The following is a 23121-nucleotide window of genomic DNA, read 5'->3' as shown; positions in this document are numbered from 1 at the left end:
ACAATTTTCGGTATGCCTAACTTTCCGTTTCGGCGCGCCAAAGATGTCCGCCGTTTCGCTGCTGCCCTGACCGCAATCGCACTTGCCCTGGGGGTCTCCGCCTGCGGTGGGAATTCCTCGGCCGGAAGCGATGACAAACCGGTGGTGCTCACAACGTTCACCGTGCTGGCGGACGTTGCAAAAAACGTTGCAGGAGACAAACTGCGCGTAGAGTCCATCACCAAAGCCGGAGCTGAAATCCACGGCTATGAACCGACGCCAGGCGATATTCGGAAAGCCGCCCAAGCCGACCTCATCCTTGACAACGGGCTGAATCTCGAAGCCTGGTTCGCCCAGTTCGTCGAAGACCTTGATGTGCCGCACGTAGTAGTCAGCGATGGCGTGGAGGTCATGCCCATTGCCGAGGACTCCTACCAGGGCAAGCCGAACCCCCACGCATGGATGTCGCCCAAGAACGTTCAGATCTACGCCAACAACATGGCCAAGGCTTTCGCCAAGCTGGACCCGTCCCACGCCGCCGAGTTCGAAGCCAACGCGAAGGCCTACAACACCCAACTTCAGGCCGTGCAGGACGAAATGGTGTCCAAACTGTCCGTACTTTCGGAAAAACAGAGGGCCCTGGTCACCTGTGAAGGCGCATTCTCATATCTGGCCCGTGATGCCGGCCTCAAAGAGGTCTACATCTGGGCCGTGAACGCAGAGCAGCAGGCCACGCCACAGCAGATCACGCGGGCCATCGAATTCGTCAAGGAGAACCAGGTTCCGGCCGTGTTCTGTGAATCCACGGTGTCCGACGCCCCCATGCAACAGGTTGTCGGAGCCACCGATGCCAAGTTCGGCGGGGTGCTCTACGTTGATTCCCTCTCTGAAGCGGACGGGCCTGTTCCCACGTACCTGGACCTCATGCGCCACGACGCCAAAGTCATCACCACGGCACTGACAGGAGGAACGTCATGAGCACAACCGCCATTGCGGTTGAGGACGTCACGGTCCATTACGGTGAAGTTCTAGCCCTGGACTCCGCGTCGCTTTCCTTGGAGCATTCACGGATCTGCGGATTGGTGGGCATGAATGGCTCCGGCAAGTCCACTCTGTTCAAAGTCATCATGGGCATGGTCAAACCGGATTCCGGCAGGGTGCTCATCAACGGTCAACCCCCGGTGAAAATGCGCAAGGACGCGGGGATCGGCTACGTTCCCCAAAGTGAAGACGTGGACTGGGCATTTCCCCTGTCCGTCCGGGATGTGGTGATGATGGGCCGTTACGGGCACTTGGGATTCACGCGCCGGCCCCGTAAAGCCGACCGGGACGCCGTCGAACATGCTTTGGAGCGTGTAGAGCTGAGCGAATATGCGGACCGGCAAATCGGGCAGCTGTCCGGCGGGCAGAAGAAGCGTGCCTTCGTTGCCCGGGGCATCGCTCAAGGCGCCACCATGATGCTTTTGGACGAGCCGTTCGCGGGCGTGGATAAACGGTCCGAGGCCACCATCACCAGGCTGCTCCGGGAGTTGGCTGATAACGGCGCCACCATCCTCATCTCCACCCACGACCTTCACGCCCTGCCCCAACTCTGTGACGAAGCCGTGCTGCTGATGCGCAAGGTGCTCATGCATGGAAGCCCGGACACCGTCCTCCAACCGGAGAACCTTGCCATGGCCTTCGGCCTCGACGTCATGAACAGGGGCTAGGCCATGGAATTCCTGCTGGAACCCCTCAGCTACGACTTCATGGTCCGGGCCCTGGCAACCACAGCAATTGCCGCCGTGGTCTGCGCGGTCCTGAGTTGCTGGCTCGTCCTGATCGGCTGGTCCCTCATGGGCGACGCCGTCTCGCATGCGGTGCTTCCCGGCGTCGTCCTCGCCTACATTGTGGGTGCGCCATTTGCGTTGGGTGCCTTGGTGTTCGCGCTGATCGCGGTGACATTGATCGGCGTGGTGCGCAATACCAGCCGTGTGAAGGAAGATGCGGCGATCGGCATTGTGTTCACGTCGCTGTTCGCACTGGGCCTGGTGCTGATCTCAGTGACCCCGAGCCAGACCGACCTGAACCACATCATCTTCGGCAACCTCCTGGGTGTCAGTGTTCCGGACCTCATCCAGGTGGTGGTTCTGGGTGTGGTGGCCTTCGCGATCCTGATCCTCAAACGCCGTGACCTCACGCTCTACGCCTTTGACCCTACGCACGCCCACGCGATTGGTCTGTCACCCAAAAGGCTCGGGGCACTGCTCTTGGGCCTGCTGGCGCTGACCTCCGTGGTTGCACTGCAGACCGTGGGCGTGGTGCTGGTGGTGGCCATGCTGATCATCCCGGGTGCCACCGCGTACCTGCTGACCGACCGGTTCGCCCGGATGCTGGTGATTGCCCCCGTCATTTCAGTGGTGTGCTCCGTGGCCGGCATCTACCTCAGCTACTATCTGGACACGGCTTCCGGGGCCATGGTGGTCCTTACCCAGGGAGTGGTGTTCGGCTTTGTGTATCTGTTCAGCCCGCGGCAGGGACTGATCGGTACGCGACTGGCCAAAGCCCGCAGGAAGCGGGCCCTCGCCACAGCTACCGCGCGCTGACAGGGGACCGCATCACCGCGATATCGCCATAGGCGTTGCGGGCGCGGATCTCCACTCTGTCCACGGTGTCGCCCGGTCCGTTGGTAGCTTTGAGGGCATTGCGCACACGTCCGTATTTGGTGCTGAGGTCGAGCCACGCGGCAGTGCCTTCAGACACACCCACGGCCAGCGTGCCGGCAGCAGTCTGAACTGTGAGGCTGCCGGCGGCCACTTCGCCCACGGTGACATCGCCGCTGGATGTTTTGACGGTGGTGGAAAGGCCGGCCCGTTCCAGCGAAATGTCGCCATTGGCTGCGCTGACGCTGAGTTCTCCGGAGGCGTGGGCGATGTACGTGTTGCCATTGCCGTTCTTGACGGTGGCAACTCCGTCCAGGTGGTGGATGCGGATTTTTCCTGAGCCCGTCTTGATCCGGCACCGGCCCACAGCCCGCTCCACCGTGATGTCTCCCATGTCCGTATGTGCCCTCAGCTCGCCGCAGTGATCAACGCGGATGTGGCCCATATCGGTCCTGAGGTCGGCTGCGCCGAATTCGCCGTCACAGCTGAGGTCTCCCATGGCTGACTTCAGCTCCAGGCTGCTGCCGGTAGGAACCTCCACCGTGATCTCTACAGCGCCGCCGTCGCTGAACCAGCTATGGCGGAACGATGGGTGAAGCCTTACCTGCAGGCGGCCGTCGGAGTAGTCCACGGTGGTCTGCTCGGCCATTTTGACGTCCAGGTTTCGTGTGGCCTTGCGGGGTTGGACCGTCACCTCGGTGTCGTGGCGATCTTGGGCTACCACCTGGATATCGCCGCGGACGGAGACGTCAATGACGACGGCGATTGGCTGCGGGGTCTGGAAGGTTGCCATTAGCGGGCCCATCCTGTGAAGTTTTGCTCGCCGGGTTCGCGGCGTGTGCCTTTCCTGGGCGCGTTGCCGCCGTTCAACGCTTCGGCGATGGTGCGGACCAGCCAGGAGTTCACGGAGAGGCTGTCCCGGCCGGCCGCCTCTTCAACTTGTTGCTTGAGCTGATCCGGAAGCCGGAGCGTGGTGCGCGAGGTACTGGTGCCATCGAAGTCTTCCGGTGCCATGGTGCCTTGGATGGTTTGTTCGATCATGGCCTCGAAGTCCCCGCCGTGCGGATTTGTGACCACGAATTCCGGGTCACGCCCCCGGAGCCTGACTTCCACGGACCCGGGAGCGAGCTCCAAGGTAATCTCGCTGGCGGCATCAGAGAGGGCCTCCAGGAGGACCAGACGGACCGTGGATTCGACCGCGGCAGTGAGGCGTTCGCTGAGGGCGCGAGCCTCCGGGCCGCCAGCCTCGGCAGCGGTCTCCAGCTGGTGCTGCACCGCCGTGATGTACTGGTTTAGCTGCATGACACCATTTTGACGCCATTTTGGTGTCATCACAATGGTATTTCGGAACAACTGACGCCAAGGGGTGTTGCGTCGGCTTGACGCATCCGGCTTCCGCCGTCAGGCTTGAGCAATGAAGTCTTGAGCGCAGCCCCCTCCCAACGGCTGCATCCCCAGTACCCACATGGCTTTCTGCCACCCACTGCGGACTTGCGAGGATTCCTCTTGACTAACCACCTGCACCTTTCCGGCGTTTCCCACGGCTACGGGGACCGCCAACTCCTGAATGCTGTTGACCTCGCCATCCACCACGGCGAACACGTCGCTATTGTCGGCGAAAACGGTGCCGGCAAATCCACCATGCTTCGCTTGCTGGCCGGTGTGGAGACGCCCGACGACGGCACGGCGGGTTTGTCCGGTAACCCCGGCTACCGCGTGGGTTACCTCGCGCAAACTCACGGGTTCTCCGAGTCCCTGACCGTAGGTGACGCCATTGATGCTTCCCTTGGTTCGCTGCGTTCCCTGGAGGCACGCATTGCCGAGCTCGAGTCGGGTTTGGCTGACGCCGATTCGGAGGATTTGGAGCTCTACGGAAGCCTGCAAACGGAGTACCAACTCCGTGAAGGCTACGCTGCCGAATCCCGGGTGGAATCAGCGTTGGACAAGCTGGGGCTGGGAGGCTTGGACCGGCGTCGAACACTGGGGTCTCTGTCCGGCGGCGAGCAGGAGCGGGTAGCGCTGGCCTGTCTTTTGGCCGACCCGGCTGAGGCCTTGCTGCTGGACGAGCCCACCAATCATCTGGATGCGAACGGCACGGCCTGGCTTGAGTCGAGATTGGCGGCGCATCGGGGCACGGTTGTGGTGGTCTCGCACGATCGCGTGCTGCTGCGGAAGGTGGCCAGCACCATCATCGAAGTTGACGCTGACCGGCGGTCCGTAAACCGGTACGGGAACGGATATGAGGGCTACCTCCGCGAAAAGGCGGCCGAGCGTGCCCGCTGGATCCAGGAATACGATCAATGGCTCGACGCCATGGCTGCTGAACGCCACCAGGCTGCCACGGTTGCAGATGGCATGGGCTATGGCCGCAAACGCGACAACGACAAGATGGCGTTCGGATTCAAGACCGGAACCTGGCAAAGCGCCGCGGCCAGTAAGGTCCGTAACGCCCAGGAGCGGCTGCGCAGGCTCGAGGACAACCCGGTGGATCGGCCACCAGTGCCGTTGAAATTGGCAGCACCGTCCCGGGCCGCGGCCGTGGCGGAGATTGCGTCCGCTCCCGCGTTGGAAGCCAGGGGTGTGAGTGTCCCCGGGCGTCTCCAGCCCACCGATCTTAGGGTGGAAACCGGACAGAAAGTGCTCATCACCGGCCCCAACGGCGCTGGCAAGTCCACGCTGCTGTCCGTCCTTGCCCGGACTCTGGAGCCCGCTGCAGGCACTGTGAACGTCAACGGCAAGGTGGGCTATCTGCAACAAGAACTCGAGGTGCCCGCCCGGCCCGGGCTGCGGCTGCTCCCTGCGTTCGCTGCGGGATTGGGCGGCAACATCGACGAACATGCTGAGGGGCTGCTGCGGCTGGGGCTGTTCCGACCGGCCGAATTTCATGTTCCTGTGGGAGGCCTTTCAGCCGGGCAGCAGCGCCGACTTGCCCTTGCCCGGCTCCTCCTGGGTGGATTCGACACCATGATCGTGGACGAGCCAACCAACCATCTGGCCCCGGTGCTGGTGGAGCAGCTGGAAGCGGCTCTTGCTTCCTTTGAGGGCACGGTGGTGATCGTGAGCCACGATCGTGCGCTGGGGGAGTGGTTCGATCGGAGTGCTTCCCACCATGCCCGCCCCGCTGCGGGCACGTGGGTGCGGTACGGGATGCAGGGCGGCGAATTGCAGTAGTCCCCGGGCGGCTTCCCTGCCGGTGAGCTGTTGGCAAAGAGATGGTTACCGCATGGCCCGAAGGTGGAAACACGGCGTCCAGCGTCCTGAAACAGCGGCAATGGATCATGGGAAGGGAACGGCCGAAAGGACTTGTCCCGTGATCATTCAGAATCTCTTCCTGCAGGGCATCTACACCTTTGACGGCGCTGGCCTGGACAAACCGGTGCCCCTCCATGCCGAGCTCTCCCACTTCGTGCCCGATGGCGTTATCAACCAGACGCTCTACTTTCGCGGGGGCAATTCGAGCCCGGAACTGGTCACCGTGGTGCTGATGCGGGACCGCATTCCCTTGCGCTATTTCCCCATTGGAGCCAAGAGCGATGTTCATATCCCGCTCAGGGTAGTGGAAGACACCGAGGGCGGATCGGTGATTGAGCTTTTCATCGTGGCTCCCGTGGGAACCAGGGGATATGTGGTGGTGGACCTGGGGATGGTGGAGCACTGATGAGCGTGCTGGTGAAGAAGCGGCTGGTGGTGATCGGCAACGGCACGGCCGGCGCGCGGGCAGTGGAAGAGGTCCTGGCCAGGGGTGGCGCGGATCTTTTCGACATCACGGTGTTCGGCGACGAACCCTATGGGAATTACAACCGGACCAGGCTTGGGCGGGTGCTGTCCGGGAAGGAAAGTGAGGCGGACATACTCATCCATTCCCTGCCCTGGTACCAGGAGAACAACATCACGTTTCATGCAGGGGTCCGGGTGGAACGCATCGACAAGTTCAGCCGGCACGTCTTCGCCGCCGATGGCCGCGTTGTCCAGTACCACCAGCTGATCATCGCAACCGGCAGCCACCCGTTCCTGCCACCCATGGCCGGGCTCCACACTCCCAGCGGAACCATCCGCAACGGAGTCTTTACCTTCCGAAGCTTGGACGATGCCCGCAGGATGATCACGTTCGCTCAGCAGGAGCACCACCGACGGGCAGCGGTGATTGGCGGGGACTCATTCGCTCTGGAAGCAGCCCGAGGTCTGGAGTCCTGCGGTCTGGATGTTCAGGTTCTTTCCGGAAGCCGGGTCACCGCGATCCTCGGGGCTGATCGCATCACGGGACTGAGCGTACGCAACCAACCCGACATCGACTGCCACATGGTGGTGGTCTCCGCAGGCGTCCGACCGAACGTTGACGTCGCCGTCGTCAGTGGTTTGGCGGTTGAGCGCGGAATCGTGGTGGACGACCACCTGAGGGTGATGGACGAGGATGACATTTACGCTGTGGGCGAGTGCGCCCAGCACCGCGGTGAGGTGTACGGGATGGTGGCGCCCTTGTGGGAGCAGGCCGCCGTGTTGGCCGACCAGATCACGGGCTCGGATCGCAGCTCGATATACCTGGGAACCAGAGCCGCGGCGTAGCCGGAGGACGCCTTATCCGCAGCCACCTGTTGCCTGCGTCACGGGCATTCGCGTTAATCCCGTAAGATAGACGGGTTGCGCGAAGCTTCGGCGTTCTGCGTCCTTTGTCACACTTCGGGCCCTCCAAAGAGGGAAAGATCGAATTTTGTGTGCCAAAGCCGCCTGTGTCCCGGCACTGGCGTAACACCTACAGCAACACCCCAACCCACAAGGAACAGCTGTGCCGCAAAGTACTCCCACAGATCTCCAGAGCCCCAAGGCCTCATCTGCAGCCTCGGACTCCAACCTCAGCGCCGAGGGATATCAGAAGACCCTGAGCCGCCGTCACGTCACCATGATCGCCATGGGTGGCGCTATTGGCGTCGGCCTCTTCATGGGCGCCGGTGGCCGCCTGGCCTCCACCGGCCCGGCCCTGATCTTCTCCTACGCCATTGCCGGCGTCATCGCATACCTGCTGATGCGCGCCCTCGGCGAACTCATCATGTACCGCCAGACCTCCGGCTCGTTCGTAAGCTACGCCGGCGAAATGTTCGGCAAGAAGGGCGCCTTCCTTTCCGGCTGGATGTACTTCATCAACTGGGCCATGACAGGCATTGCTGAGCTGATCGCGATCGGCCTGTACTTCCAGTTCTTCTTCCCCAACGTGCCCATTGAACTGTCCGCCATTGCCGCATTGGTGCTGCTGGTGGCCGTGAACCTGTTCAGCGTCAAGGCGTTCGGCGAATTCGAATTCTGGGCATCCTGCCTCAAGGTCGCGGCAATCGTGATCTTCCTGGCTGTTGGCACATTCATGGTGGTCACCAACGCCAAGGTGGGCGACGGAAACGCGTCTGTGGCCAACCTCTTCCACGAAGACGGTGGCATGTTCCCCAAGGGCGGCCTGGTGATGATCCTGGTCCTCAACGCCGTGATCTTCGCTTACAACGCCATCGAGCTCGTCGGCATTACTGCTGGTGAGATGGAAAACCCGGAACGCGAAGTTCCCAAGGCGATCCGCGCCGTCGTGATCCGTATTGTGGTCTTCTACGTCGGTTCGGTGACGCTGCTGGCTATGCTGCTGCCGTCCGACCAGTACGTTGCCGGCACCTCGCCGTTCGTTACCGTGTTCGGCCAGATGGGCCTCGGCTGGATGGGTGACGTCATGAACATGATCGTCATCACCGCCGCGCTGTCCTCCTGCAACTCGGGCCTGTACTCGATCGGCCGCATCTTCCGCACCATGGCCAACAACGGCCACGCTCCTCAGTGGCTCACCAAGATGTCCACACGCCACGTGCCGTACGCGGCCATCCTGGCCATCGGCGGCGTGTACTTGGTGGGTATTCTCCTCAACATCTGGCTGGGCGGCTCGCACGCGTTCGACCTCGCACTTAACACCGCGTCCATCGGCGTGATCTTCACGTGGGGCTCCATTTTCGCGAGCCAGATTGCCCTGCGAAAGAAGCGCGGCAACGTCTCCAGCCTGCCGATGCCCGGTTCGCCGTGGACCAGCTGGCTCGGCCTCATTGCGCTGCTGGCCATCACCGTGCTGATCGGTTTCGATTCCATGACGGACAAGGAAACCGGCGAGGTCTTCCTCCTGGGCCTGTGGACCCTTGCCACGATCCCGTTCTTCGCATTGGTGCTGTGGCTCGGGTGGCAGAAGGTCAAGAACAACGAGCCCAAGAGCGAGCTGTTCAGCTAAGGCTCCAAACGCTTTAGACGCTTCAAACGTACGACGGCGCGTGCCTCCTTTCGGGGGCACGCGCCGTTCGTGTTTGCTGACCCCGGCGTTGTGAGGCCTGCTTTGCTCGTCATTCCTCGCGCATAGGGTGCAGAGCGGGCCTCGCAACGGGAGGTGTCCGTGTTGTGAGGCCTGCTTTGCTCGTTATTCCTCGCGCATAGGGTGCAGAGCGGACCTCGCAACGGGAGGTGTCCGAGTTGTGAGGCCTGCTGTGCGTTCTAGCCGAGCTTGGGGATCAACACCGGTGTGTTCTTCTTGTAAGCCTCGTACCCCGCTTCGCCGCCCCAGGTCTTGTCCGCCTTCTTCTCCAGCAGGGGGATGCCACTGACCCTGGTGAGGAGGAGGGCCACGAAGACCGGTGAGATCATGGCAACCCACTGCCAGCCTTGGAGTACGGGGATGGTGACGATCGCAACGCCAATCCAGAGCAGGATTTCGCCAAAGTAGTTCGGGTGCCTGGACTTGGACCACAGCCCAGTGGATATGAACTTGCCCTTGTTGGCGGGGTTGGCCTTGAACCGGCTCTTTTGCAGGTCGGCCACAATTTCGATGGCGAACCCGGCTGCCCACACTAAGAGCCCCACGATGGCCAGCCAGTCCACGGCCACCCGGTTGGTGCTTGTGATGGCCACCCAGGCGGCTGCTGCCGTGAAGACCACCCAGAGTCCCTGCATGGTCCAGACGTTCAGAAAGCGGATGAACGAGGGCTTGATCTCGTCGAATCGATCGTCCTTGCCTGCTTTGTGGATCCGCCGCGACAGGAAGGTGCCCAGGCGGAGTGCCCAAGCGGTCACCATGGCCGCGAGGAGCAGCGAGCGGGCGTCAATTCCGGGTGTGGCAAGCACCAAAAACACTGTGATGGCTACGTAGGTCAGCGAACCGGTGAGGTCGAAGAATTTTTCCGTCTGGGCTTTGAAGGACGGGATGAAGACGATCCATTGAATGATGAAGGCGGCGGCGACTGCTGCCGCAAAGAGTGGAATGTCTGCCAAGACTTGCCCATGCTGGCTTCCTGCCCAAGCGACCAGTGCCCCCAGCAGCACTACCACGGGAAGGGCAATGAGGCCCTTCCTGTCTGAATCCTTCACGGCGTGGTTCCTTTCGCGGTGGGTCCCTCGCGACGAGTCGTGAAGGATTACCTAGCCTGTTTGATGTTCAATCTATTTTGATTACTATATAACCATGCAAAACCATGAGAGTGCTACCGAAGGCTCGGAACATCCGGTTTCCCTGACCTTGCAGGGCCTTTTCGGCCTCGCGAACGAGACGGAACGTGAGGTAGCCCGGACTCTGGGCCTCAACCTCACCGACTACAGGGCGCTGACCGTCCTTGCCGACTCCGGACCCGTCACCGTTGGAGCACTTGCCGCGGACCTAGGTGCGACAGCGGCCACCACCACAGCGCTGGTCAGCCGCTTGGAATCGCATGGTTACGTTGAACGCATGCGCAGTACCGAGGACCGGCGCCAAGTGCACGTGAACGTTACAGAGGCGGCATCCAGCAAGGTCAAGGATCTGATGCTGCCATTGCTGTCCGCTGCCAGCCGGCAACTGGACGCATTGCCCCAGGACCGCCAGGAAGTCGTCACGGAATTCCTGGACGCCGTCTTGAACCTCATGCAGGATCACTTGCAAGCGATATCAACAGAGGGTGTCCGATGAGAGAATTCACCTCCCCGCCGTTGGTTGACGCCACAGTTCACCGCAATGCCACCGACCTTCTCATGCAACGTTTGCGGACAAGCCCAGGGCATGTCGCGTTCGAAGTCCGCGAGTCCGGTGCTGCCATCACCGATCCGTGGCGGCAGGTAACCACCGAGCAGTTCGTGGATGAGGTTCGCGCCTTGGCCAAGGGCTTCATCGCAGCCGGGATTCAACCGGGTGAGTCGCTGGCCATCATGTCCCCAACCCGTTACGAATGGGCGCTTGCCGACATGGCGGCGTGGTTCGCCGGCGCCGTCGTGGTTCCTGTTTATGAAACCTCCGCGGCACCGCAGGTGACAGCGATCCTTGCCGATGCCGACGTCCGGCTCGCCGTGGGGGGCAGCACCGAACACGCGGCGCTCTTGGAGCAGGGCTTCGCGGGAGCCGGACTGACGGCGTTGGGGATCTGGACCTTTGATGCCCGGCCGGGCGCTGACCTGTCTGACCTGGTGGCGCGTGGCGCGGGCATTCCGGACCACACCGTGGAGGAACGGCGGCTCCTTGCTGACCTACATACCGTTGCCACCATCGTCTACACCTCCGGAACAACAGCCGCTCCCAAGGGTGCCCTGATCACGCACGGCAACTTTGTGGGACAGGTACTGAATGTGGCGGCCGCGTATACCGAGGTGGTCCGTGAAGGCGGCAACACCATCATTTTCCTGCCCATGGCGCATGTGCTGGCCCGCGGGCTGCAGCTGATCTGCCTGGCCAACGGCATGCGCATCGCCCACCTGTCCGATCCCCGCGACGTCGTGCCAGCCCTGGGTGCCCTGAAGCCCACGTTCCTGGTGGTGGTCCCGAGGGTCCTCCAGAAGATCCAGGCATCCGCGGCTGCTGCCGCAACGCAGAAACGTCTGGGGCGGGTGTGGTCTGCAGCGCAGCGCACCGCTGTGGAGTGGGGCAGGTTCGCAGAAGCGCACGACGCCGACCCCCGGCTGCGTGCCTCAGCCGGCCTCCGCGTCAGACGCGCCCTGTTCGACCGCCTCTTCTACTCGCGGCTGCGGCAGTTGGTGGGTGGGCGGCTGGACTACCTGCTATCCGGTGCAGGCGCCCTTGACGCCGAACTATCCCTGTTCTTCCGAGGATTAGGGCTTCCTGTGATCGAAGGCTACGGCCTCACCGAAACCACGGCACCGCTGACTGGCAACCTTCCAGGGGCCATCAACTCCGGGTCGGTGGGCGTTCCCATGCCGGGGACCACCGTCCGGCTCTCGGAACAAGGAGAAGTGCTGGCGCGCGGCGTGGGCGTTTTCTCCGGGTATCGCCGCGACGCAGACAACGCTGAAGCCTTCGTTGACGGATTCTTCCGTACAGGCGACCTCGGCGAACTGGACCACTTGGGCCGCCTGACACTGAAGGGTCGCATCAAGGATGTGATCGTTACTGCCGGTGGCAAGACCATCTCACCAGCCATCTGGGAGGGCTATGTAGAAGGTGATCCCTTGGTGGCCCACGCCGTCATGGTGGGGGAGGGCAAGCCCTATCTGGGCGGGCTGGTGCTCCTGGACCCCGAATCAGTGGCCGCATGGGCTGAGCGCGAAGGCATCTCCGATCTGAAGGGCCTCACGATTCCGGACGACGGCGGTGCTGTCCAGATTGACGACGTCCGGCTTCTGGCCGTGATTGGTAAGGCCGTCAGCGCTGCCAATTCCAAAATTGCCCGCTCCGAGCAGGTGCGCCGGTTCGTTTTGTTGCTGACAGACCTTAGTGAGGCCAACGGATTTGTCACTCCCACCATGAAGCTCAAACGGAGTGCTTTCACCAGCCGCGCAGGCCACATTGTGGAAAGCCTCTACAACCAGCCCCGGAGTCGAGCATGAAGCGGTGGTTGCTCGCCTACGCCCTGGCAGCAGTGATCTTCGCCGCGATCGATGTCGTCTGGATCCTCACTGTGGCGCAGCGGCAGTATCAGAGCCAGATGGGGCATCTCCTGGCAGCCAGCCCGCAGCCGGTCGCGGCCGTGCTGTTCTACCTCGTCTTCGTTGCGGGGATAGTGCACTACGGGGTGCGGCCCGGGAGGGCGGACTCGACGCTGCGCCGGCGGATCTTCGCAGGTGCCTTGTTCGGTTTCTTCACCTACGCAACCTGGGCGTTGACGGCGCTCGCTGTCCTCAAGGACTTCCCTGCCCTGGTGGCCTTGACTGACATCGCCTGGGGCGTTGGTGTGTGCGGTGTGGTCACGTGGCTTACGGTGGTGCTGCTTCGACTGATTCCGTGGGGGCGCCCGGCGTCGTAGGCCTTTGCGGTTTGGAGTGTCGGGGGTCGGGTCTAGGCTCGATGTATGGAACACACCACCACCTTGACGCAGCACGTCAACGCACGCCCGGAGAAGGTTTGGGCCGTCATTTCGGACATTCCCGGCTCGGCCGGCACGCTCTCAGGCATCAACTCAATCCAGATGCTCAGTGAAGGCCCCTACGGGGAGGGAACGCGCTGGAAGGAAACCCGGACCATGATGGGTAAGCAGGAGACGGTTGAGATGTGGGTTTCCGAGACTGACCCTCCGCGGAGCACCACGGTCAAGGCAGTTCAGGGCGGTGCGGACTACACCACCCGTTTCAACCTCACCGAGCGCGATGGCGGTACGGATCTGACCCTGACCTTCGGCGCCGAGGTGATCAATCCCTCGCTCATCAGCAAGGTGGGGATGGCCCTGTTCGGGAAGTTAGGGATGAGCATGACCCGTAAGGCTCTCAGCAAGGACCTCGCCGAGATCGCTGCCAAAGCGGAATCGCTCTGATGGCGGTTGCGAAGGTTGCCGCGCCCAAGATTTCGCCGGTGCGCCTGGATGAACTACGCGACGACGACGCCCCGGACTTCCAGCGTGGCGAACGGTACGACGGCGTCAGGCTCACCCGTGTTTCTGCCGACGGAGAGGAACTCAGCGGCGCCGATTTCATAGAGTGCGAGCTGAACGGGGTCTCCTTCAACGAGGCTCAGCTGCGGGGGGCAACGTTCCGCGAGTGCATCTTCTCCGAGCCGTATGCCCCGGTCTTCATGGCTGCGCGAACTTCCTGGCAGGACGTGGAGATCACCAACCCGCGGTGGGGGTCGGCCGAACTCTATGAGGGTAACTGGCGCTCTGTCAGAATCGACGGCGGCAAGCTGGACTATGTGAATCTGCGTGGTTCCAAGCTCATGGACCTTCAGATTTCCGATTGCATCATCAATGAACTTGATCTTGGCGGCTGCACGGGTACGCGGTTGGCCTTGAAGAACTGCACCATCGGAACGCTGGATGTCACGGGCGCCAAGCTGAAGGACGTGGATCTGCGGACCTCGGAGTTCCGCGGAATCAACGGATTGGCCGGACTGGCAGGAGTGGTGATCGACGACTACCAGCTGAGCCTCATGGCACCGCTACTGGCCGGGCATTTGGGAATTCGAGTGCTCTGACGCCGGCAGGGGCCGGTCTCAGCTGATCCGTAACTGAGGACTTCAACTGTTGACCGGCTCCCCGGGCCGTGTAATCTTTATAGAACGAACGGTCGGTATATTATTCCAGGCCGGTCCCTTTCACTTCGCGAAGGATGTTCTCATGGTCGAGGCTTTTCTTGTTGGCGGCGCACGCACGCCTGTAGGTCGCTACGGTGGGGCGCTGTCCTCCGTTCGTCCGGACGATCTCGCCGCGCTGGTGGTCCGGGAAGCGGTGGCGCGTGCCGGCGTCGATCCTGACACCATTGACGAGGTGATCCTCGGTAATGCCAACGGCGCGGGTGAGGAAAACCGAAACGTGGCCCGTATGGCCACCCTCCTCGCCGGACTTCCCCTCCACATTCCCGGCATCACGGTGAACCGCCTCTGTGCCTCGGGCCTCAGCGCCATCATCATGGCCAGCCATATGATCAAGTCCGGAGCTGCGGACATCGTAGTGGCCGGTGGCGTCGAGTCCATGAGCCGCGCACCTTGGGTACAGGAGAAGCCCACCACGGCGTTCGCCAAGCCGGGCCAGATCTTTGACACCTCCATCGGCTGGCGCTTCGCCAACCCGCTGTTCACCAAGGGCGAGCTGTCCCGCGACGGCAAGATGACCTACTCCATGCCGGAAACCGCCGAGGAAGTGGGACGGGTGGACAACATTTCCCGCGAGGACGCTGACGCGTTTGCCGTCCGCTCACACGAACGTGCGCTGGCAGCGATCGCGGGCGGTCGCTTCAAGGATGAGATCGTTCCTGTCACTGTAAAGACCCGTAAGTCGGAAACCGTGGTGGACACCGATGAAGGTCCCCGTTTGGGCACCACCATGGACGTTTTGGCCGGCCTGCGGCCTGTTGTTCCCGGCGGTTCAGTGGTCACGGCAGGTAACTCCTCCACGCTCAACGACGGCGCATCAGCCATCATCGTTGCCTCCGAGGCCGCCATCAAGAAGTTCGGCCTGACACCCCGCGCGCGCATCGTGGACGGCGCATCGGCCGGCTGCGAACCGGAGATCATGGGAATCGGCCCGGTCCCCGCCACCCAGAAGGTTCTGGCACGCACCGGACTAACGGTCGGACAGCTAGGCGCCGTGGAACTGAACGAAGCCTTCGCCACGCAGTCGCTGGCCAGCATGCGTCGGCTCGGCCTGGACCCGGACATCGTTAACAACGACGGCGGTGCCATCAGTTTGGGGCACCCGCTCGGTTCCAGCGGCTCGCGTATCGCGATCACGTTGCTGGGCCGTATGGAGCGGGAGCTCGCCTCAACCACCGGACCTAAGCTCGGGCTGGCGACCATGTGCATCGGCGTCGGGCAGGGTACCGCGATGCTGCTGGAAGGCGTGTAATGGCCTTGGATACGAAAGACTTCACCACCCTCCTGATCGAGGAACGCGAGGACCGCCTCACTGTCTTGCTGAACCGTCCCGAGGTCCGTAATGCGATCGACCAGACCATGGTGGACGAGCTTCACACGGTTTGCGCTGAGCTTGAGCGGAACCCGAAAGTGCTGATCATTGCAGGCACTGAGGGTGTGTTCGCCTCCGGCGCGGACATTGGACAGCTCCGCGAACGCCGCCGGGACGACGCCTTGCAGGGGATCAACTCCACCATCTTTGTGCGCATCGCCAAACTGCCCATGCCGGTTATTGCGGCTCTGGACGGGTATTGCCTGGGCGGGGGAGCGGAACTCGCCTACGCCGCCGATTTCCGTATTGGCACACCGAGCGTTCGGATCGGCAACCCCGAGACCGGGCTGGGAATCCTCGCGGCCGCCGGGGCCAGTTGGCGGCTGAAGGAGCTTGTGGGTGAGCCGAAAGCCAAGGAGATCCTCCTGGCCGGTGCCGTTCTCCGTGCCGAGGAAGCCCTGCGCATCAGCCTCATCACTGAAATCCACGAGGCTCCCGAACTCATGGATGCAGCACACAAACTGGCGGACCGGATCGGGCGTCAGGACCCTCTAGCTGTGCGGATCACCAAATCGGTCTTCCACGCCCCGGCTGAAGCTCACCCGCTGATCGATACCCTTGCGCAGGGAATCCTCTTTGAATCCCAAGCCAAGTTTGATCGCATGCAGGCCTTTTTGGACAAGAAAACGGCCAAGGCTTCGCAAGACACCGCAGCCGCACCCGACACCGCAACCCACACCGCCGATTCGCAAGACAGGACCCGGAAATGACCCAAACTCCCACCATCCCGCACGTCGTTGGAGTTCTCGGTGGTGGCCGGATGGGTGCGGGCATCGCGCACGCTTTCCTCACCAAAGGCGCCAATGTGATCGTTGTAGAACGCGACCACGAGGCAGCAGCCGGAGCCCAGGATCGCGTTGCTGACGCCGTCACCAAGTCAGTCGCCCGCGGGACCCTGAACGAATCTCACGAAAAGGCGATGTCCCGTTTCAGCACTTCCACGGACTACGAATCCTTCATTCATTGCGGCCTCGTGGTGGAGGCAGTGCCGGAGGACTTCGACCTCAAGGTCACAGCGCTGAAGGCCGTAGAGCAACACCTCTCAGCCGACGCCTACCTGGCCTCGAACACGTCCTCGTTGTCAGTGACCGGACTCGCCGACGAACTTCGCCGTCCGGCTAACTTCGTGGGGTTGCACTTCTTCAACCCGGTGCCCGCTTCCACCCTCATTGAGGTGGTTCTGGGCATGAAAACCTCCCCCGAACTCGCTGTGGCGGCCAAAAACTGGACCGAGGCACTCGGCAAGACCGCCGTCGTCGTCAATGACGCCCCGGGTTTCGCCTCTTCCAGGCTGGGTGTCGCGATTGCCCTTGAAGCGATGCGTATGGTGGAAGAGGGAGTGGCATCGGCGGAAGACATCGATGCCGCCATGGTCCTGGGCTATAAGCACCCCACCGGTCCGCTCAAGACCACGGATATTGTTGGCTTGGACGTTCGGTTGGGTATCGCCGAATATTTGCACGCCACGTTGGGCGACCGTTTCGCTCCGCCGCAGATCCTTCGGGACAAAGTGGCGCGCGGGGAGCTTGGCCGGAAGACCGGCAAGGGATTCTTCGACTGGAACCACTAACGGCCGGGCCGGTTAGGCTAACCGGGTGACTTCCATTGAACCCATCACCCTGACCGGCCAGTTCGTAACGCTGGAACCGTTGAGCCAGGAACACCATGACGGACTGGTAGACGCTGCACGCGACGGCGATCTCTGGAAACTTTGGTACACCTCGGTCCCCACACCCGAGGGTATGGCCGCTGAAATCGATCGCCGCCTGGGACTACAGGCAAAGGGATCCATGCTGCCTTTTGCGACGCGATCAAACCTCACAGGCGAGCTGATCGGCATGACGACCTATATGAATATCGACGCCCAAACACCTCGCTTGGAGATCGGATCCACATGGAACGCAGCGTCGGCTCACGGCACTGGCACCAACCCGGATTCCAAGCTGTTGCTACTGCGCCACGCCTTTGAAACCTTGGGCTGCCCCGCCGTGGAATTCCGCACCCACTGGATGAACCAGCAGTCCCGCGAAGCAATCGCCAGGCTCGGCGCCAAGCAGGACGGCGTGCTTCGAAGCCATTCCCGCAGTGCCGATGGAGCCCTCCGCGACACGGTGGTCTTCTCCATCCTCGACCACGAATGGCCAGCTGTTCGCAACGGGCTGGAATTCCGGCTGGCCAAGTACGGCGCATAGCTCGGCATGGTGTCAAGGTCTTTCCCCTGCACACCCTTAAGCGTAATCTTGCCAACACATTGCCCCGGTACACGGCCGAATGGTGGGCGAGCCGCGACTTCCGCACATGCGGGACCGGAGCCCCGAGCGGTAAAAGAGGGGATTCACCATGGCAACTCATCAAGGACGACGGCGGCATGCGGCTTTTGCAGGCGGGCTCGCCATTGTGGCACTTTGTTTAGGTTTCGTGGCCAGTCCAGCGACGGCCGCTCCACCGCCACCGGTCGACTACGTTGCGCTCGGGGACTCGTATACGGCGGGGACCGGGGCGGGCGGACTGTATCGGGACGCGGTTTGTTGGCAAAGCGAACCCGGATATGTAGACGTTGTGGCGGCTTCCGGTCGCGTGGATTTACTGAGCAATTTAGCCTGCCATGGTGCTTTACTGTCCTTTGATCCGCTGAATCCGAGCCCGTTCTACAACGGAGCTCCAACCGTTGTTGAGCAGATTTTCTCTGGCCAGGCTGACCTCCAAAAAGCCGAGCTCGTGAGCATTACGGCCGGCGCCATAGATGCCGGAAGCCTTCTTGCTTTGCAGGCCTGCGCTTCACCGGACACCGCCACGTGCGCGGGCACGGTTGCGGGGATCCGCGCCAACTTCGGCTCTATAACTACTGCACTTGCGGGTACGTACGGGCTCATCCGTGCGGCGGCTCCCAACGCGACTATTGCCGTGATGGGCTATCCTCGCCTCTTTGATCCGAGCCAGGGTGATCTGGTTATCCCGGGCGTAACCATTGTCCCTGTCGCTAACCAGGTCATGGCCAATAGTGCCGTTGATGATTTGAACAAGGCCATCGCAGCAGCCGTACAACTCAGCGGGAAGAACGTGGTCTTCGTCGACGTCACCAAGCGCTTCGGTGGACACGCCGTCAACTCCGCAGATCCTTGGATTGTGTTGGTCCCCGTTCCCGTGGCCCCGTTCGATCGTCTTCCGGACGCAAACTTCCATCCAAACGTGGCAGGGCACCAGGCCTATGCCTCAGCACTCATCTCCACGGTGAAACCCGCGCAGCTGGCCAAGCGATAGCCCGTTCGTTGAAGGGTGGGCTCTCGGCGGTCATCGAAGGCTATGACGCCGAGAGCCAACCCCGCGTGCTTTCCCGCGACCGTCTCTCACATCCCGCGTGCTTTCCCGCGACCGTCTCTCACATCCCACCCCATGGCGCCGATGTGCTTAGCTGGCTCCTATGGAAGGGACTACTTCAGCTCACCAGAGCGTCCAGTGGGACGGCGCCGTCAACGCTTGGCGAATCGCGGGGGACATTTACCGTATGGGTCGCCACGAATGGGTCACCGAGTCCGGTTGGCAGCAAATGTACGACGACGGCGTCCGCACCGTGATCGATCTCCGCGCCTCGCGCGAGCGGCGGCAACGCGACACCGACCCCCAGGTGCCTGACGAGGCGAAGGCGCGTATCGCCGTCGTGCATTGCCCGACGGAAGATCCGGACCATCAGGATTTCAGCGAACTTTTCGGCCCGTACCTCAAAGATCCCGCCCAGTATGGCGATTACCTCGAACTGTTCGCGGACAGGATCGCTGCAGTCTTCAAGGCTATTGCCGCCTCGCCCGGCAAAGTGGTGGTCCATTGCTCCGCGGGCAGGGACCGCAGCGGCATGATCGCGGTGATGTTGCAACGATTGGCCGGCGCCGACGATGAGGAGATCATGCACGGATACGTACTTGCAGCGCGGGGGATCAATGAGCGGCATCGTACGCACGGGGCGCCGCACGCCCACGATCCCTACCTGTCCCACGAAGACCTGGAGGCGATGCTGACCGATCGTCGGAACAGTCTGCGGGCCTTTCTTGCCACGTTGGACGTCATCGGGTTCCTGAAGGCCAACGGCGTCTCGGACAGGGAGCTGGACGCCGTCCGGGCCAAGCTGGGTGTACCTCCGCTGCTAAAATGGAGAGTTGACTAATTCCGAAACGGACGGACCAGAAATGACTTCCGGCGCCCGCGTCACTATCGTGACGCGAACCAAGAACCGACCCATCTTCCTGGCTCGGGCTTTGGACGACATCTTCGCCCAGACGTTCCAGGACTTTGAGCTGGTGATTGTTAACGACGGCGGGGACCCGGGCGACGTCGACCATCTCACCGCCCAGCGTTCGGAAGCCGAACGGTCCCGCATTACCACTCTTCACCACACAGAGTCAGCTGGCATGGAAGGTGCATCGAACGCTGGACTCAAGGCCGGTTCCGGCGAATTTGTGGTGATTCATGACGACGACGACTTCTGGGCTCCCGAGTTCCTGGCCCGCACAGTGGCCTACCTCGACGATCCCGCGCACGCTGCCGAAAGCGGCGTGATGGTGCGGACGGAAATCGTCATTGAAGAGCTTGTTGACGGCAAGATCGAGCCCATTCGCCGTGAGATCTTCTGGGCTGACATGCGGCAGATAACGCTGGCAGACATGCTCAAGATCAACCGTGCGGTCCCCATTTCTTTCCTGTACCGGCGCAACCTTCACGATCATGTGGGCTACTACAACGAGAACCTGCCGGTGGTGGGGGACTGGGAATTCCACCTCCGCGTCCTGAGCCACTCGCGCATCGGATTTCTCGACGGCGAACCGCTCGCCTTCTGGTCGCAGCGGCCCCAATCCGATGGTCATCACAGCAACAGCATCTTCGCGAAGGTTGCCGAACACGCCCAATACGATGCCTTGGTCCGTGACGACTACCTCCGCGACCAGGCCGCGCAGGGCGGACTTGGAGCCATGTTGTACCTGACTCGGGTGCTGTCAGAGCAGGAGGAACTCATCGTTACCCAGCAGCGCCGCTTGGATGAGTCCGCAGCCAAACTCGATCACATTCTGGAACGCCTCGAAGCGCTGAACCAGACCGTGGTGGTGCGGACCAGTGTGGGTGAGTTCCTGAAGAAGCCCATGCTGTTGGTGAGGAAGATGCTCCGCCGGAGCTAAACGGTCATGCAAGCGTTCTTCGCTCGATGTGTCATGTGAGCCTCGACTATCGACTGTGCTGTGCCTGAGGCCCTATGATCTCGGAAGGGCTGCTGATTAAGCGGCCCTTTCGTTCGCATAAATATGGGGGACCCATGAGGGGTTATTCTCGCGGCCGTTTTCGGCTCGCACTCACACTCTTAGCAGCACTCATTTTGGGTACATTCCCCGTCGGGCTCGCATCCCCAGCTTCAGCCGCGCCCGCGGGGAGCATTTCCGGAACTGTCGCGGTGCCCGCCGGTGTGGATGTTACCGCGGTCTACATCTATGCCGAAGGCGGTCCGACCTCTGCGAGCGCTCGGCCGAATGCCAGCGGTCAGTTTACTGTCTCAGGACTAGCAGCGGGCGAGTATCGGCTGCGCTTCGTGAATTTTGCCTACGATCATCTGGTCATCCATTCCTACTACGGTAGTTTCAAATTTGCTGACGCAACAAAGATCGCGGTGGCACAGGGTGCGGCGGTCACGGGAATCAATCACACGATGACCCCAGGTGGAAGAATCAAGGGAAGAGTGGCGATGCCGGCAGGTACCAATGCCGGAAATGTCTTTGTACATGCCCGGGTTCACAACGACTATCAAGCAGACAGCGATTGGTCATATCCCTCCGACGGCGAGGGTAACTTCGAGCTTGGTCCTCTGGCCCCTGGTGAATATGTTGTCTCATTTACGCAAGCTTTTGGCTCCGAACCTTTTATTGAGACGCACTATCCGGGAGTCCCCAACGGAGACTTGGCCACAAGGGTCAAGGTTGTTGATGGGCAGACAACTACCGGCATAAATCAGGTCTTGAGGAAGTCCGCATTGATTTCAGGGACCCTATCGAGCCCCGTACCGTTCGGCGGCACCGTTTTCGCAAAGCCGATCGGTGACCTCGGAAAGATGGCAGGATACGCCGCCGTTAAAGGTGGGTCTTACACCATCGGAGGACTTGAGGCGGGAACCTACAAACTTGAATTCCGTCCCGATGAGGCCACTTTTGCGTCCATGTGGCACGGCGGTGTTGCCGGACCGGCTGCATCACCATCCGTAACTGTTGGGAATGCGCAGCATCTCAGTGGACTATCGGACACAGCAGTAAAAGGGGCAACGATCAGGGGCTTTACGGCAGGTGACGTCAACTATCAAAGTGTGGACGTGGTCAACCTTGACGGCTCGCTCGCAGAATACGTCAACACGGTCAGGTTGCTCAAACCGGAGGAATACGCGGTCAGCGGGCTGTTTCCGGGGACTTACAAGGTCCAATTTAATCGCTACACCCATGACACTTACCGGACCGCTCAGGAAGGGCAGTATTACAATGCTGTGCCCGAAAGTGCCGGTCTGGGAAGTGCCGCCGCAATTACTGTTGCTCCGGGTCAAACCGTCTCGAATATTAACCAAGTGAGACGCGTCGGAGGAACCCTGACGGGCAAACTTATGGGTGCCAACGGCGCGCCTTTGAAGGATGCATCAGTTCGGGTTTACAGCAAGGATGGTCTTCTGGTCGCCCGTCGCGGGACAACGGCAGCTGATGGGGCATTCAAAGTGACCGGGCTCAGTACAGGGCTCTATTTCGTGTCGGCTACATCTGCCGGTGAGTCGGGCCCCATCTACTCCGGCAATGTTCTCACAGAGGTCAATGCCCGGTCCGTTTCCGCGTTCGCAGGGCAAAACACCGACGTTGGAACATTGAGCTACGCCGCCGCTTCGCAGGGCGTCCAGGGCTTTGATGATGTCCCGATCGGCGCACAGTTTGAGAATGAAATGCAGTGGTTGGCTGACAAACAGATATCCACGGGGTGGGAGTCCAACGGGACGAGGATTTATAAGCCGCTAACTCCTGTCAACCGTGATGCCATGGCTGCGTTTATGTACCGGTTGTCGGGCAAACCCGACTTCACGGCACCCAACGTTTCCCCTTTCAAAGACCTGCCGGTGACGGCGCAGTTCTACAAAGAGATCACGTGGCTTGCCGACAAGGGGATTTCTACCGGCTGGGAAGAGGCTGACAAGACCAGGACCTACCGGCCGTTGCAGCCCGTGAATCGTGACGCCATGGCGGCGTTCATGTACCGCTTCGCTGGTGAGCCTGAGTTCACGCCGCCGGCGGAGTCGCCGTTCATCGATGTGTCCGTTGAATCCGAGTTTTACAAGGAGATCACCTGGCTCGCGGCTCAGGGCATCTCCACGGGTTGGGCTGAACAGGGAACCACCAGGTCGTTCAAGCCTTTGCTGCCCGTGAACCGTGATGCCATGGCAGCATTCATGTTCCGCTACAACACGAAGTTCGGCGTCAGCTAGCCAGAGCTTTCAACCGGAAAGGGTTGGTTCCGATGCATCCGGGACCAACTCTTTCGGTTTAAGAGCCAAGTTCAAAAAACGGCGTTTAGAAGAGATCTATTTCTCGACTAGGATCGCGAGGGGCCGCCATTTGCGG

Annotated in this window: 23 protein-coding genes; 20 read left to right on the top strand and 3 right to left on the bottom strand. The window is 61.6% G+C overall.

The window, feature by feature from the left end; all coding sequences use genetic code 11:
• Positions 1-12 precede the first annotated feature (12 nt).
• From ACZ5J0_RS15365 to ACZ5J0_RS15355, 3 genes are read left to right on the top strand one after another with little or no spacing between them, the layout of a single operon-like run.
• Positions 13-957 carry a metal ABC transporter substrate-binding protein gene (locus ACZ5J0_RS15365; protein WP_464093456.1) on the top strand — a complete coding sequence of 315 codons (945 nt, stop codon included), beginning with the start codon at positions 13-15 and terminating at the stop codon, positions 955-957.
• A complete protein-coding gene (locus ACZ5J0_RS15360) occupies positions 954-1688 on the top strand; it encodes a metal ABC transporter ATP-binding protein (protein ID WP_464093455.1) in 735 nt (244 codons plus the stop codon). Before ACZ5J0_RS15365 ends, ACZ5J0_RS15360 begins: the two co-directional genes overlap by 4 nt.
• Positions 1689-1691: 3 nt before the next feature.
• Complete coding sequence (locus tag ACZ5J0_RS15355; protein WP_250820021.1) at positions 1692-2564, top strand: metal ABC transporter permease; 873 nt, start codon at positions 1692-1694, stop codon at positions 2562-2564.
• Here the strand turns inward: ACZ5J0_RS15355 and ACZ5J0_RS15350 are convergent.
• On the bottom strand, positions 2551-3414 hold the full coding sequence (locus ACZ5J0_RS15350) for a DUF4097 family beta strand repeat-containing protein (protein ID WP_464093454.1): 864 nt from the start codon (positions 3412-3414) through the stop codon (positions 2551-2553). The two genes, ACZ5J0_RS15355 and ACZ5J0_RS15350, sit on opposite strands and share 14 nt — an antisense overlap.
• Positions 3414-3923, bottom strand: a complete 510-nt coding sequence (locus ACZ5J0_RS15345) for a histidine kinase (protein ID WP_464093453.1) — start codon at positions 3921-3923, stop codon at positions 3414-3416. The genes ACZ5J0_RS15350 and ACZ5J0_RS15345 overlap by 1 nt, the downstream gene beginning before the upstream one ends.
• A 204-nt stretch (positions 3924-4127) precedes the next feature.
• Here ACZ5J0_RS15345 and ACZ5J0_RS15340 point away from each other — a divergent pair, with 204 nt between their 5' ends.
• From ACZ5J0_RS15340 to ACZ5J0_RS15325, 4 genes are all read left to right on the top strand, one after another.
• Positions 4128-5792 carry an ABC-F family ATP-binding cassette domain-containing protein gene (locus ACZ5J0_RS15340; RefSeq protein WP_464093452.1) on the top strand — a complete coding sequence of 555 codons (1665 nt, stop codon included), beginning with the start codon at positions 4128-4130 and terminating at the stop codon, positions 5790-5792.
• Between the two features lie 139 nt (positions 5793-5931).
• Positions 5932-6279, top strand: coding sequence for a molybdopterin oxidoreductase (locus ACZ5J0_RS15335; protein WP_464093451.1), 348 nt, complete (start codon positions 5932-5934; stop codon positions 6277-6279).
• Entirely contained in the window at positions 6279-7184 is a 906-nt protein-coding gene (locus tag ACZ5J0_RS15330) for an NAD(P)/FAD-dependent oxidoreductase (protein WP_464093450.1), read from the top strand. Before ACZ5J0_RS15335 ends, ACZ5J0_RS15330 begins: the two co-directional genes overlap by 1 nt.
• A gap of 220 nt (positions 7185-7404) precedes the next feature.
• Complete coding sequence (locus ACZ5J0_RS15325) at positions 7405-8868, top strand: amino acid permease (protein WP_142938120.1); 1464 nt, start codon at positions 7405-7407, stop codon at positions 8866-8868.
• 257 nt (positions 8869-9125) lie between these two features.
• On the opposite strand, the gene ACZ5J0_RS15320 is transcribed toward ACZ5J0_RS15325, so the two are convergent.
• Positions 9126-9995 (bottom strand): DUF1295 domain-containing protein, encoded by an 870-nt coding sequence (locus ACZ5J0_RS15320; RefSeq protein WP_464093449.1) that lies wholly within the window; start codon positions 9993-9995, stop codon positions 9126-9128.
• Between the two features lie 94 nt (positions 9996-10089).
• Here ACZ5J0_RS15320 and ACZ5J0_RS15315 point away from each other — a divergent pair, with 94 nt between their 5' ends.
• The 13 genes from ACZ5J0_RS15315 to ACZ5J0_RS15255 all read left to right on the top strand — a co-directional run bounded on the left by ACZ5J0_RS15315 (position 10090) and on the right by ACZ5J0_RS15255 (position 22985).
• A complete protein-coding gene (locus ACZ5J0_RS15315; protein WP_223940816.1) occupies positions 10090-10569 on the top strand; it encodes a MarR family winged helix-turn-helix transcriptional regulator in 480 nt (159 codons plus the stop codon).
• Positions 10566-12434 carry an AMP-dependent synthetase/ligase gene (locus ACZ5J0_RS15310; protein ID WP_464093448.1) on the top strand — a complete coding sequence of 623 codons (1869 nt, stop codon included), beginning with the start codon at positions 10566-10568 and terminating at the stop codon, positions 12432-12434. Before ACZ5J0_RS15315 ends, ACZ5J0_RS15310 begins: the two co-directional genes overlap by 4 nt.
• Positions 12431-12850, top strand: coding sequence for a DUF2177 family protein (locus ACZ5J0_RS15305; protein ID WP_142938124.1), 420 nt, complete (start codon positions 12431-12433; stop codon positions 12848-12850). The genes ACZ5J0_RS15310 and ACZ5J0_RS15305 overlap by 4 nt, the downstream gene beginning before the upstream one ends.
• 45 nt (positions 12851-12895) lie before the next feature.
• The gene (locus ACZ5J0_RS15300; RefSeq protein WP_166841777.1) at positions 12896-13354 is read left to right on the top strand and encodes an SRPBCC family protein; all 459 of its coding nucleotides are present in this window, start codon (positions 12896-12898) and stop codon (positions 13352-13354) included.
• Entirely contained in the window at positions 13354-14010 is a 657-nt protein-coding gene (locus tag ACZ5J0_RS15295) for a pentapeptide repeat-containing protein (RefSeq protein ID WP_166841776.1), read from the top strand. Before ACZ5J0_RS15300 ends, ACZ5J0_RS15295 begins: the two co-directional genes overlap by 1 nt.
• Before the next feature lie 142 nt (positions 14011-14152).
• Positions 14153-15379, top strand: a complete 1227-nt coding sequence (locus tag ACZ5J0_RS15290; protein ID WP_250820016.1) for a thiolase family protein — start codon at positions 14153-14155, stop codon at positions 15377-15379.
• Positions 15379-16209 carry an enoyl-CoA hydratase/isomerase family protein gene (locus ACZ5J0_RS15285; protein WP_223940813.1) on the top strand — a complete coding sequence of 277 codons (831 nt, stop codon included), beginning with the start codon at positions 15379-15381 and terminating at the stop codon, positions 16207-16209. Before ACZ5J0_RS15290 ends, ACZ5J0_RS15285 begins: the two co-directional genes overlap by 1 nt.
• Positions 16206-17069, top strand: a complete 864-nt coding sequence (locus ACZ5J0_RS15280; RefSeq protein WP_464093447.1) for a 3-hydroxyacyl-CoA dehydrogenase family protein — start codon at positions 16206-16208, stop codon at positions 17067-17069. The genes ACZ5J0_RS15285 and ACZ5J0_RS15280 overlap by 4 nt, the downstream gene beginning before the upstream one ends.
• A gap of 25 nt (positions 17070-17094) precedes the next feature.
• A complete protein-coding gene (locus tag ACZ5J0_RS15275; RefSeq protein ID WP_142938130.1) occupies positions 17095-17691 on the top strand; it encodes a GNAT family N-acetyltransferase in 597 nt (198 codons plus the stop codon).
• 148 nt (positions 17692-17839) lie between these two features.
• On the top strand, positions 17840-18760 hold the full coding sequence (locus ACZ5J0_RS15270) for an SGNH/GDSL hydrolase family protein (protein WP_464093446.1): 921 nt from the start codon (positions 17840-17842) through the stop codon (positions 18758-18760).
• Between the two features lie 160 nt (positions 18761-18920).
• The gene (locus ACZ5J0_RS15265) at positions 18921-19658 is read left to right on the top strand and encodes a tyrosine-protein phosphatase (protein WP_142938132.1); all 738 of its coding nucleotides are present in this window, start codon (positions 18921-18923) and stop codon (positions 19656-19658) included.
• Complete coding sequence (locus ACZ5J0_RS15260; RefSeq protein ID WP_223940811.1) at positions 19651-20664, top strand: glycosyltransferase family 2 protein; 1014 nt, start codon at positions 19651-19653, stop codon at positions 20662-20664. Before ACZ5J0_RS15265 ends, ACZ5J0_RS15260 begins: the two co-directional genes overlap by 8 nt.
• Before the next feature lie 281 nt (positions 20665-20945).
• Positions 20946-22985 carry an S-layer homology domain-containing protein gene (locus ACZ5J0_RS15255; RefSeq protein ID WP_464093445.1) on the top strand — a complete coding sequence of 680 codons (2040 nt, stop codon included), beginning with the start codon at positions 20946-20948 and terminating at the stop codon, positions 22983-22985.
• Positions 22986-23121: the final 136 nt, after the last annotated feature.

Source organism: Arthrobacter sp. DualSoilB13 (genome assembly GCF_055389195.1).
Note: the sequence above shows the minus strand (reverse complement) of the source record. Positions and strands in the feature narration are given on the sequence as shown.